Source organism: Bradyrhizobium sp. JHI2711, assembly GCF_056156565.1.
Genome location: NZ_JBPZPT010000001.1, coordinates 1,239,299 through 1,251,218 on the forward strand (window position 1 = coordinate 1,239,299; position 11,920 = coordinate 1,251,218).

The window sequence follows — 11,920 nt, forward strand, 5'->3', positions numbered from 1 at the left end:
TTTGCGACGACAACAAAAAGGCGATGGCATGCCAGAAATTAAGATCGTCACGGAGGTCGCGGGACGCATCTGCGCAACTCCCGTGCAAGTTGGAGGAACCGTCGCGGATGGCGATGACGTTGTGGTGGTCGAAGCGATGAAGATGGAGATCCCAGTGCCCTCGCCCGCAAACGGCACCATCACATCGCTTCTGGTAAAGGTCGATGACGTCGTTGCGGAGGGACAGGCTATAGCGATCGTCGCGAGCTGAGCGTCTTATCCGGTCTTTTCCGCGACAATGTGTCAGTCGCATTCCCACGCGCGCTGTATGGCGTTGCCATCGCTTGATCGCGGTGACATGATCGGTTTCAATCAAAACGTTGTTTCAAACAAAGAATGAAAATCTTCGCGGCAAAGCGAAGATCATTGGAGGAAAACATGCTTCGTGGGCTGCTCGTGCTCGCGCCTGCTCTGGTGGCGGGCATTTCTTTTGCGTCTACACGCTATTCGTTCGCCGAAGACATCAAGCTGCCGGCGACATTGACCTTCACCGCCTATGACACCGGCACCGCCGGATTCAACATCGCGGTCGGCGTCGGCAAGATGATGAAGGACAAGTACGGCACCGACGTGCGCGTGCTCCCCGCAGGCAACGACGTCGCGCGCCTCGCGCCTCTGCGCGCCAAGCGCGCGGTTTCCGCGGCGATGGGGTCGGGCACCTACTTCGCGCAGGAAGGCGTGTTCGAGTTCGGCTCGAAGGAATGGGGTCCGCAGCCGCTGCAGACCCTGCTCTCGACCGTCGACTGCAATTGCGCCTCGCTTGCGGTGGCCGCCGACACCGGCGTGAAGGAGCTGAAGGACCTCAAGGGCAAGCGCGTCGGCTTCGTGGTCGGCTCACCTGCGCTGAACCAGAACTCGCTCGCGGTGCTCGCCTTCGCCGGGCTGACGCAGAAGGACGTCAAGGCTGTCGAATTCGCCAGCTACGGCGCGATGTGGAAAGGGCTGATCAACAACGACGTCGATGCCGCCTTCGGCACCACCATCACCGGTCCCGCCAAGGAGGCCGAGGCTTCGCCGCGCGGGTTGATCTGGCCGCCGCTGCCCGCCAAGGACAAGGAAGGTTGGGCGCGGATGCAGAAGGTCGGCTCGTTCTTCTTCCCGCAGCTTGCGACTTGCGGTGCCGGCATCTCGCCGGAGAAGCCGATCGAGCTCGGCAATTATCCCTACCCGATCTTCGTCGCCTACGCCTCGCAACCGGCCGACCAGGTCTATGCGATCACCAAGGCGATGATCGTCAACTACGACGCTTATAAGGACTCCGCGCCCGGCGCCGGCGGACTCGCGGCCAACCGCCAGACCAAGAACTGGGTGGTGCCGGTGCATCCCGGCGCGGTGAAGGCGTTGAAAGAGGCCGGCCAATGGAGCGACGCTCAGGAGGCACACAACAACCAGCTGATCAAGCGGCAGGAGGTGCTGGCGGCCGCCTGGGCCGATTACGGCAAGTCCAATCCGCCGTCGGACGACAAGGCGTTCCTCGACGGCTGGACGAAGGCGCGTGCCGCGGCGCTAGCGAAAGCGGGCATGCCGAACGGGTTCGAGGAATAGAGCGAATGGGCTCGGGCTTGATGCCAAGAGGGAGGTGCGCTCCCTCCCCCGCTTGCGGGGGAGGGCTGGGGAGAGGGTATCTCCACGGCGGGATTCCCCCAGGAGAGAGCCCTCACCCGGCGCTGCGCGGCGACCTCTCCCGCAAGCGGGAGAGGTTAAGCCAGCCGCCGCCGCATTCGATTCAACCAACAGCCATTCGCTATATTCTGTACTACCAGCCCACGCGCGGGATCGATGATGTCCTCTTCCACTTCCACCGTCCCGCAAGACGAGCCCAAGCGCGTCGTGTTCGATGATCCCCATGGCGCCGCCGGCAACATGCAGGAAGCGGAAGTCACGCGCGTTCGCACGTTGCGCGGCGCGTGGCGCTGGACGCTGATCGTTGCGACCGCCGCGACGATCCTGCTCTGCATCAACCAGCAATTCTCGCTGCGCTTCTTCGTCGGATACACCCAGCTCAACACGGAATATTTCTATCTCCTGATCGCGTTGATGCTGCCATTCACGTTCCTGATCTTTCCGGGCACCGGACGCGCGCCGCTCGACCGCGTTCCCTGGTATGACCTCGTCCTGTTCGTCGTGACCTTCGCGGCGGCGCTCATGCTGATGGTTAACGTGCGCAAGGCGGCGGAGGCCGGCTGGGAATTCGGCGGCGCGCCCAACACGGTGATCGCCGCAGGCCTCGTGATGTGGGTGATGCTGATGGAAGCGTTGCGCCGCACCGGCGGCTGGAGCCTGCTCCTCAGCGTTCTGCCCTTCACTGTCTATCCCCTGTTCGCCGAAGCCCGCTGGCTCGGGCCGTTTCGTGGCACGCAATCGACGCTCGAACAGGCGACCGCCTATCACGTGCTCTCGGGCGAGAGCCTGCTCGGCATCCCCATCCAGGCCTTCGCCGACACCGTGATCGGCTTTTTGGTGTTCGGCACCGCGCTGATGATGACGGGCGCCGGAAAGTTCTTCATCAACCTGGCCTTCGCGCTGTGTGGCACCTTTCGCGGCGGCGCGGCAAAAGTCTGTATCTTTGCCAGCGGCCTGCTCGGCATGATGTCGGGTTCGATCATCTCCAACGTGCTCACCGCCGGCACCATGACCATCCCGGTGATGAAGAAGAGCGGCTTTCGCGCCTCCTATGCCGCCGCGATCGAGGCCTGCGCCTCGACCGGCGCCGTGCTGGCGCCGCCAGTGATGGGTGCGACCGCCTTCGTGATCGCCCAGTTCCTCAACGTCAGCTACGCCGATGTCGCCCTCGCCGCAATCATTCCGGCCGTGCTCTACTACGTCGGCCTCTTCATGCAGGTCGACGCTTACGCGGCGCGCCACAAGCTGAAAGGTATTCCCCGCGCCGAGCTGCCGCGGATCATGGATACGATCAAGGACGGCTGGTACTACGTCTTCGTCATCGCGCTTCTGATCGTGATGCTGCTCTACTTCAAGCGCGAGAGCCACGCGCCGTTCTACGCCACCGCGCTGCTTCTCGTGCTCAACCAGTTCTTCTCGAAGGACACGCGCTGGACGTTTGCGACGATCGGCAAGTTCCTGGAGGTCAACGGCCGCACCTTCGTCGAGCTGGTCGGCATCCTCGCCGGCTGCGGCCTGCTGATCGGCGCGTTCTCGATGACGGGCGTGGTGTCGAGCCTTGCCAACGACCTCCTGCACATCGCCGGCGACAATGCCTTCCTGCTGCTCGGCATGTGCGCCCTCACCAGCCTCATTCTCGGCCTTGGGCTGACGACGACGGCCTGCTACATCTTCCTCGCCATCCTGGTCGCGCCTGCGCTGGAGAAGCTCGGGCTCAACCGCATGGCGGTGCACATGTTCATCTTCTATTGGGGCATGCTGTCGTCGATCACCCCGCCGGTCGCGATCGCTTCCTTCGCAGCTGCCGGCATTGCCGGATCGCCGGCCATGAAGACCGGCTGGGAATCGATGTGGGTCGGCAGCATCATCTATTTCCTGCCGTTCTTCTTCGTGCTCAATCCGGCGCTGGTGCTGCAGGGTTCGAGCCCATACCTCGCCGGGCTCGGCCTGATGGGCCTCGCCGCCTTCGGTACGCTGTTCATCTGCGGCGGCATCCAGGGCTACCAGCCTTTCGTCGGCGACTTGCGCGGCACAGGCAGCCTGGAATGGCCCATCCGTGTGCTGCTGGTGATCGGCGGCTTCGTGGTGGCGACCCCCGGCGGCGGCATCATGCCGCTGTCGCAGATGCAAGTGACGCTGCTCGGCCTTGGCATCCTGCTGCCGACGATCCTGATCGCGCTTCTCCTGGTCCGGCGCCCGCCTGTGATGCCGGACGGGTTGCGCGTGCTCTGATTGCGTTGCACAAGGGAGGCGATGAAACCGCTCTCGCCTCTCGCCACCGCCTGGACTCGCTCGAAGCCGCCCCTGCTGCGGTTTCTGGACAATTGCCTCAGCGAATTCTCCGCCGAAACGTCGGGCCATGTCGCCGATTACATTCCCGAGCTCGGCAAGGCGGACCCTGCCTATTTCGGCATCAGCCTGGCGACGCTTGACGGCCATGTCTATGAAGTCGGGGACAGCCGGGTGCCCTTCACCATCCAGTCGATGTCGAAACCCTTCGTGTTCGCGCTGGCGCTGGACCTGCTCGGCGCCGGCAAGGTCGAAGGTGCGATCGGCGTCGAGCCCTCCGGCGATCCCTTCAACTCGATCCGGCTCAATTCCGAGAACCATCCGTTCAACCCGATGGTCAATGCCGGCGCGATCGCCTGCACCGGGTTGATCTACGACAGCAAGGGCGCGGAGGCTTTCGAGCAGATCCGCCTTGCGCTCAGCCGTTTTGCAGGCCGCGACCTTTCCGTCGACGATGCCGTCTATTCTTCCGAGAGCCAGACCGGCGACCGCAACCGCGCCATCGGCTATCTGCTCAAGACCAACGCGGTGATCTCGGACAACGTCGCCGGCGTGCTCGACGTCTATTTCCGGCAATGCGCCGTGCTGGTGACCGCGCGCGATATCGCGGTGATGGCGGCAACGCTCGCCAATCGCGGCATCAATCCGGTCACCGGCGAGCAGGTGCTGAGCGCCTACGCGATCTCGCGCACACTTTCGGTGATGACGTCGTCGGGCATGTACGACTATGCCGGCGAGTGGATCTACCGCATCGGCATCCCCGCCAAGAGCGGCGTCGGCGGCGGCATCCTGGCCGCGCTCCCTGCCCGCCTCGGCCTCGGCAGCTATTCGCCAAAGCTCGACAAGCACGGCAACAGCGTGCGCGGCATCAAGGTCTGCGAGGCGCTGTCCTCGCATTACGACCTGCACATGCTCAACCGCAGCGACGACGCACGCAACGCCGTCATCGCGGACTACGACATCGGCAAGAGCCCGTCGCGCCGCGTGCGCCGCCCGCAGGAGCGCGAGATCCTGGCGGCCCACGAGCAGGAGGTGCGCATCATCGAGCTGGTCGGCACGCTGTCGCTGTCGGCGGTGGATTACGTCTCGCGCCGGCTCGCGGGACGACCGCGGCCGCAATTCGTGATCTTCGATCTCCACCGCGTGACCTCGACTACGCGGGCCGGCGCACGACTTGTGGCCGAAGCGTTCGAGGAATTGGCCGCGCTGAATGTCACGGTGGTCTTGTCGGGCGTCCGGCGCGCCTCCAAGGAATGGAATACGTTACGCGAATGGACCGCTGAGCTGAAGAACGTGCGCGATTTCTATCTGCTCGACACTGCGATCGAATGGGCCGAAGACCAGATCGTCTATCGCTACGGCGGCTCGATCGATTTTCACGAGACCACCGAGCTAGCCGAACAGCCGCTGCTGACCGGGCTGAGCGAGGAAGAGCTGACGGATCTCGCCTCGCTCTGCACCATCAGGACCTATCAATCCGGCGCCAAAATCCTCACGGCCGGCGACCCCGCCGATGCCCTGTACTTCCTGCGCAGCGGCGCTGTGCACGTCACCTTGCCCGATGGCGTCAGGCTGGCGACGCTCACCGCCGGCATGGCGTTCGGCGAGATGGCGCTGCTGGAACAAACCCGCTCCGCCGACGTGTTCGCCGACATGGCAGCGACGGCATGCGAGGTGCCGCTGAAGGATTTCGAGCGCTTCCGCAAGCAGCACCCCCGCGCCAGCGAATGCATCATGCGTAACCTGGCCCAGCTTCTGGCCGACCGCCTGATCGTCGCCAACGCCAAGGTGGATATTCTGACCTCGACGTGAGCGGTTCATGCGCAACAGATCGTCATGCCCGGGCTTGTCCCGGGCATCCACGTTCTTCGTGCTGCGCGGCAAGTCGTGGATGGCCGGGACAAGCCCGGCCATGACGCCGGAGCTCCCAGCTTTCACTTGCTCTACCGGCTCGCCGCTTCGCTGATGCGTCGCCTGATCTTGGCGGCACTGGCGTTGAGCAGCGCGGACGGCTGCTGGCCGGTGGCGGCGCACAGGCAGGCCCAGTAGTAGACGACATCGCCAAGCTCTTCGACGAGACCGGCCTTGTCGAGCCAGTCGTCGCGCAGGAGCTTCTTGATGTGCTCGGCGACCTCGCCCGCCTCAGCGGCAAGGCCCAGCCCGAGATAAGACAACCGCTCGTTCGACGGATGCTCGTCGACTTTGGCAATAGTTGCGGCCCAGGCCGCATATTCATCGATTGTCATGAGCATCCCTCGCAAGCCGAGCTTTGGATCAGCCCACCACTTCGGTGACGGGCTGGAGGTCGATCTCGAACGTCTCCAGGAATTTTGACGTCATGATGTAGAAGCCGACCGAGAGCTGGAGCTCGACCAGCGCCGCTGGCGTCAGCTTCGATGCGATCGCCTTGAAGGTCGCATCCGTCGGCTTCGTCAGCTTCACGATCTCGTCGGTGAAGGCGAGCGCGGCGCGCTGCACCTCGTTGAAGCAGGATGCGGCCTGCCAGTTCTCGAGCGCCTCGTTCTGCTCGTCGGTGACGCCGACATTCTTGCCGATGCGCTTGTGCGCGACGATCTCATAGGGTGCCTCGCACAGGATGCCGGTACGGGTGATCGCAAGCTCGCGCACGATGGGGTCGAGCTCGCCCTTGTGCCTGATTGCGCCCCCGAGGCGGCAATATTGCTCAAAGTAACTCGGCGAATGCGCCATCATCCGGAAGATGTTGGCATGGCGGTTCTTGTCGAGGATTTCGCGGGTGCGGTCGGATGCCTTGGACGGGTCGCTGTACTGAATGCGGGCCATGATTTTCCTGAAGTTTCCCTGATCTTTTGATGCTTTTTGTCGCCATTGGCGAAGGTTCCCGAAGACTCTATTCGCGTGGGGACGCACGAGCAACATCATCGAGTCAAATTGCCGCCGCATTGCTGATCGACCCTGACACAGTCGATATTCGCCGCGGGGGACAAATCGCGGCGGATACTCGCAAGGGGTGTTCCGAGTAAAAACAATTGGCCGTCGTAAGCGCTCACCGCGCAACGATGAGTCATGCCCAAGTCTAGGGAGAAAACGGCATGAAGGAAGCCACCAAGGGGGCAGCCTCGGGAGCGCTCGCGCATATGCTGGCGGTGACGGCGATGCTCGTCATCGCCAGCATCTTGTTCTACGGGCGTTAGAGTATTTCCATTGCGCATGATCTTTTCGGAAAACCGCTTCACACTTTTCCGGATCAGGCGCTCAGCGTTTTCGTCATTCCGGGGTGGCTCTCGCACAAGCCAAGCCCAGAATTCCCGTTCCAGGCTCGGTCGCATGACCGCCCCCGAATGACGGATCCCTCGGTTGGCGTGTAGCCCGGATGAAGCGCAGCGCAATCCGGGAAGTCTGTCCGCGAGGTGCGAATCCCGGATTTCGCTGCGCTCCATCCGGGCTACATTCGCGTTTCCCTATTTGGTTTTGGCAAAGAACGGCACCAGCTTGCCGGCAAAGGGCTTGAAGCTCGCAATGACCGAATCGCCGATGGCGAGGTCATTCTCGCCGTGGGCCATCATGCGAAAACCCTCGGCGCAATCGACCAGCAGGATGTTGTAGGGCACGTGCGCGCGCGTCTCGGACGTTGCCGCGCGGCAGACCAGCGAGGTCGCATACACCCTGCCCTTGCCACTGGCGCGCTGCTCGCGCGGGTCCGATTCGCCACAAGCTGCGCAGAAGGCCCGATGAAAATACTGTACATGCCCGCATGCTGTGCAGGTCTGGTAGGTGATGGCCTCTTCACCTTTGGTCCAGTTCGCCAGACGCTCGCTCATCTGACCTGCTCCAGGAACATGCTGACGTGAGACGACAGCACGCCGCCATCGCCATGCAGCAGTGCAATCGAGGCATCGCGCACCTGGCGGGTGGCCGCTCGTCCCGTCATCTGCAAATGCGCCTCGACGAGATGCGCCATGGCGCCGCCGACGCCGCAATGGCCGTAGCTGAGCAGGCCACCATGGGTATTCAGCGGCATCGCGCCGTCACGGCTGAAATGGCCGGCGCGCACGCGCGCGGCCGCCTCGCCGCGGCCGGCGAGACCGAGGTCTTCCAGCAGCATCGCGAGCGTGATCGTAAAGCTGTCGTAGATCGCGGCATAGCGCACGTCGGAGATCGCGAGACCCGTGGCCGCCTTTGCACGCGCGATGGAGATCTCGGCGCCAAGCTCGCTGAGGGCGGGCGCTGCCGTGACATGCTGATGCGTGTGGGCCTGGGCGCAGCCGCGGATACGCACGCCCGCTTCCCCGGTTCGCTCGCGGCTGACAACGAACGCCGCGCCGCCGTCGGAGACCGGGCAGCAATCGAGCAGCTTGAGCGGCAGCGCCACTGGCTTGGAGGCCATGACGTCGGCGACATTGATGGGATCGTGGAATTGCGCGCCGGGATGGGTGCAGGCGTGGGCACGCATCAGCACCGCGAATTCGGCGAGATCCTCTTCCGTCACGCCGTATTCGTGCATGTATCGGTTGGCAACGAGGCCGTAATAAGCGGGAATGGTCGGTCCTAACGGCACCTCGTAGTCGGGATGGCCGACCTGCGCCAGCGCCTGGATCGAGGCATCGCGGCTCTGCCCGGTGAGCCGGTTCTCGCCAGCGACCACCAGAACGTTCCGGCAGACACCTGACGCGACGAGATGATGTGCAAGCATCGTCATCGCAAGACCCGTGGCGCCGCCGACCTGGACGGCATGGGCGTAAGACGGGCGGATACCAAAATGCTCGGCGAAGACGGTGGCGAGCATGATGTGCGGGGAGACCGTGGAATAGCCGCAGAGGATGCCGTCGATGTCGGTGCGCTTGAGGCCGGCATCGTCGAGCGCGGCTTGCGCGGCCTCGCTCATCAGGTCGCGCGAGGAGGAGCCCTCGTGCTTGCCGAACGACGTGAGGCCGACGCCGGTGATGAAGCTCATGGTGCCATTTCTCCACCGTCATTCCGGGGCGCGACGAAGTCGCGAGCCCGGAATCCATCGAACGGCATGTGCGGAGGATGAATGGATTCCGGGCTCGCGCCAAGAGGCGCGCCCCGGAATGACGGATGAGAGAAGCGTGGTCATCTCCACTCCCCCTACTCCGGTGCGTCACGCGTGACGCCGTCGCGCACCATGGCTGCGATCTCGTCAGCGGAATAGCCGATCTCGCGCAAGATCTCGGCGCCGTGCTCGTTGAGCCGCGGCGCCAGGCGTACCGGCTCGGCTTCGGTCTCGGACCAGGTCGCCGTCACTTTCATGCTGCGGATCGGACCTTCGGTCGGATGGGTCACCACCGGGAAAAAGCCGGTCGCCTCCAGATGCTCATCGTGCAGGATCGAGGCGAGATCGTGCATCGGCATGACAGGCACGTCGGCTTTCGTCAGCAGGTCGATCCATTCCGCCGTGGTCCGCGTCTCGAAGATGCGGGCGAGCTCGGCATACACCACATTGATATTGGCGGCCCGGCCGGCGAAGGTTGCAAATTTGGGATCGGCGCGCAGGTCGTCGCGCCCCGTGGCCTTGAAGAAGTTCTCCCACTGCTTGTCGTTGTAGACGATGACGCTGAGATAGCCGTCCGAGGTCTTGTAGGGCCTGCGGTCGCGCGAGAGATGGCGGGCATAGCCGCCCTTGTCGAGCGGCGGCTCGAACGTGAGCCCGCCCATGTGGTCGCCCATGACGAAGCCGGCCATGGTCTCGAACATCGGAATGTCCAGACGCTGGCCGCGGCCGGTGCGGTCGCGGTGCACGAGGCTGGCGCAGATCGCGCCGACCGCGGTGAGGCCGACGATACGGTCGACGAGCGCGTTCGGCACGTAGCGCGGCACGCCGTCGCCGGTCTGCGCCATCAGCGCCGGCAGCGCCGTGGCGCCCTGGATCAGGTCGTCGTAAGCGGGTTTTGCGGCATAGGGCCCGTACTGGCCGAAGCCGAACACGCCGGCATAGACCAGGCGCGGGTTGATGGCGGAGACGACGTCGTAGCCGAGCTGAAGCCGCGCCATCGCCTGCGGGCGGACGTTGTAGACCAGGACGTCGGCGTCCTTCAAAAGCCGCAGCACGGCTTCGCGCCCCGCAGCCTTCTTCAGATCGAGACAGATCGAGCGCTTGCTGCGGTTGGTGTTGAGAAACACCGGCCCCATGCCGGCGTGACGCATCGGGCCGATCAGGCGGGTGACGTCGCCGTCCAGCGATTCCACCTTGACGACGTCGGCACCGTAATCGCCGAGCATTTGGGTCGCATAAGGGCCCATCAGCACGGTGGTCATGTCGACGACCTTGATGCCTTTCAGCGGCCCCATCGTTCGCTCCCGATTGCGCCGAGCCCAACTGCCCACGCGATTTCGGTCCAGCTAACGGCAGTGCCGCCGCTCGCGCAAGGGCGGGCGGCGTATGGCGGCATGCGCCGCGGGGCGACGTCGGCCGCTATTTCTTCTGACGGGATTCCCGGATCTTCAGGAGCCGGTCGAGTTCGTCATTCTGCTGATTGATCCGGTCGGCGATGCGCGACTCGTTCTGCTCGCCGGAGGCGGCAGCGGCCTGCTCGATGAGCTGGCGGATATTGTCTTCGAGGATCGCGATACGATCGTTGAGTGCGTCCATCGACAGTGAATCTTCGTAGTTAGTGCTCATGATGCATTTCCCGCAAAATCAATCAGAGCATTAAGGGGGCCGCGCGAGCCCACCATGATCTAACGCAAAGAAATAAGGCGGGCATGGCGTATGGCGCCTTTGCCCACCCTACAGGATCAAACTACTTCAGCGGCTCCAGGACGGAGACGTAGTTGGCGACGGCCGCGCCACCCATGTTGAAGATGCCGCCGAGCTTGGCGTTCTTGAGCTGCATGCCCTCGGGCGCCTGGCCCGCGAGCTGCATCGCGGTCATCACATGCATGGAGACGCCGGTGGCGCCGATCGGATGGCCCTTGGCCTTGAGGCCGCCGGACGGATTGACCGGCAGCTTGCCGTCCTTGAGCGTCCAGCCTTCTTTGATGGCGCGGGCGCCCTGCCCCTTCGGCGTCAGACCCATCGCTTCGTACTCGATCAGCTCGGCGACGGTGAAGCAGTCATGGGTCTCGACGAAGGAGAGATCGGACAGCGTGACACCGGCCTTCTCCAGCGCCCGCTGCCAGGCGACCGTGCAGCCCTCGAACTGCAGGATGTCGCGCTTACTCATCGGCAGGAAGTCCTGGGCGTGCGCAGTGGCGCGGAAGCCGATCGACTTGGTCATGCCCTTGGCCGTCTCGGCATCGGCCAGCACCAGCGCAGCGGCGCCGTCGGAGACCAGCGAGCAGTCCGTCCGCTTCAGCGGGCCGGCGACATAGGGGTTCTTCTCGCTCTCGGCGCGGCAGAAGTCGAAGCCAAAGTCCTTGCGCATCTGGGCGAAGGGATTGGCGACGCCGTTCTTGTGGTTCTTGGCCGCGATCAGCGCCAGCGCATCGGACTGGTCACCGTATTTCTGGAAATAGGAGCTGGCGATCTTGCCGAACACGCCGGCGAAACCGCCGACCGTGTCGCCGTCCTCAGGGAGGTAGGAAGCCTTGAGCAGGTTCTTGCCGATCTCGGCGCTCGGCGTGCGCGTCATCTGCTCGACGCCGACGACCAGCACAATCTTGGCCGCCCCTGCGGCAATCGCGCGCAGGCCCTGATGCACGGCGGCAGATCCCGTGGCGCAGGCGTTCTCGACACGGGTCGCCGGCTTGAAGCGCAGCTTGGGATCGGCCTGCAGTACCAGCGACGCCGTGAAATCCTGCGGCGAGAAGCCGGCGTTGAAATGGCCGAGCACGATCTCGTCGACATCACCGGCCGAGATGCCGGCATCCGCCAGCGCCTCATTGGCGACGCGGGTGACGAGGCTTTCGACGGTTTCGGTGTCGAACTTGCCGAACGGCGTATGCGCCCATCCGACGATGCTGGCGGTCATGTTCGTCTCTCCCTGAGGTCTTGTCCTGAGCTAAGTCTTAGCCCAGGGATGGCAAGACT

11 protein-coding genes are annotated in these 11,920 nt (G+C 64.1%); 4 read left to right on the forward strand and 7 right to left on the reverse strand.

Translation table 11 applies throughout. The features are described from left to right. Positions 1-28 precede the first annotated feature (28 nt). From ACTEK7_RS06015 to glsA, 4 genes are all read left to right on the forward strand, one after another. Entirely contained in the window at positions 29-250 is a 222-nt protein-coding gene (locus ACTEK7_RS06015) for a biotin/lipoyl-containing protein (protein WP_036001120.1), read from the forward strand. 167 nt (positions 251-417) lie between these two features. Beyond that, complete coding sequence (locus ACTEK7_RS06020; protein ID WP_225112202.1) at positions 418-1,584, forward strand: TAXI family TRAP transporter solute-binding subunit; 1,167 nt, start codon at positions 418-420, stop codon at positions 1,582-1,584. Between the two features lie 234 nt (positions 1,585-1,818). Then, positions 1,819-3,894 (forward strand): TRAP transporter permease, encoded by a 2,076-nt coding sequence (locus tag ACTEK7_RS06025; RefSeq protein ID WP_109144076.1) that lies wholly within the window; start codon positions 1,819-1,821, stop codon positions 3,892-3,894. A gap of 21 nt (positions 3,895-3,915) precedes the next feature. Further along, positions 3,916-5,763, forward strand: coding sequence for a glutaminase A (glsA, locus tag ACTEK7_RS06030; RefSeq protein WP_036001126.1), 1,848 nt, complete (start codon positions 3,916-3,918; stop codon positions 5,761-5,763). 131 nt (positions 5,764-5,894) lie between these two features. Here glsA and ACTEK7_RS06035 read toward each other — a convergent pair whose 3' ends face one another. The 7 genes from ACTEK7_RS06035 to ACTEK7_RS06065 all read right to left on the reverse strand — a co-directional run bounded on the left by ACTEK7_RS06035 (position 5,895) and on the right by ACTEK7_RS06065 (position 11,861). Next, positions 5,895-6,197 carry a nucleoside triphosphate pyrophosphohydrolase family protein gene (locus tag ACTEK7_RS06035; RefSeq protein ID WP_036022497.1) on the reverse strand — a complete coding sequence of 101 codons (303 nt, stop codon included), beginning with the start codon at positions 6,195-6,197 and terminating at the stop codon, positions 5,895-5,897. Between the two features lie 28 nt (positions 6,198-6,225). Further along, positions 6,226-6,753, reverse strand: coding sequence for a carboxymuconolactone decarboxylase family protein (locus ACTEK7_RS06040; protein ID WP_036001128.1), 528 nt, complete (start codon positions 6,751-6,753; stop codon positions 6,226-6,228). Positions 6,754-7,391: 638 nt separating this feature from the next. Beyond that, positions 7,392-7,751: a Zn-ribbon domain-containing OB-fold protein gene (locus ACTEK7_RS06045; RefSeq protein WP_225146595.1), complete on the reverse strand. Its 360-nt coding sequence runs from the start codon at positions 7,749-7,751 to the stop codon at positions 7,392-7,394. Continuing rightward, positions 7,748-8,884 carry a thiolase family protein gene (locus ACTEK7_RS06050; RefSeq protein ID WP_225146594.1) on the reverse strand — a complete coding sequence of 379 codons (1,137 nt, stop codon included), beginning with the start codon at positions 8,882-8,884 and terminating at the stop codon, positions 7,748-7,750. The genes ACTEK7_RS06045 and ACTEK7_RS06050 overlap by 4 nt, the downstream gene beginning before the upstream one ends. A gap of 155 nt (positions 8,885-9,039) precedes the next feature. After that, positions 9,040-10,239: a CaiB/BaiF CoA transferase family protein gene (locus tag ACTEK7_RS06055; protein ID WP_225146593.1), complete on the reverse strand. Its 1,200-nt coding sequence runs from the start codon at positions 10,237-10,239 to the stop codon at positions 9,040-9,042. A 124-nt stretch (positions 10,240-10,363) separates the two neighbouring features. Beyond that, positions 10,364-10,570: a hypothetical protein gene (locus tag ACTEK7_RS06060; RefSeq protein WP_036001140.1), complete on the reverse strand. Its 207-nt coding sequence runs from the start codon at positions 10,568-10,570 to the stop codon at positions 10,364-10,366. Between the two features lie 121 nt (positions 10,571-10,691). Then, the gene (locus tag ACTEK7_RS06065; protein ID WP_027571779.1) at positions 10,692-11,861 is read right to left on the reverse strand and encodes an acetyl-CoA acetyltransferase; all 1,170 of its coding nucleotides are present in this window, start codon (positions 11,859-11,861) and stop codon (positions 10,692-10,694) included. Positions 11,862-11,920 lie beyond the last annotated feature (59 nt).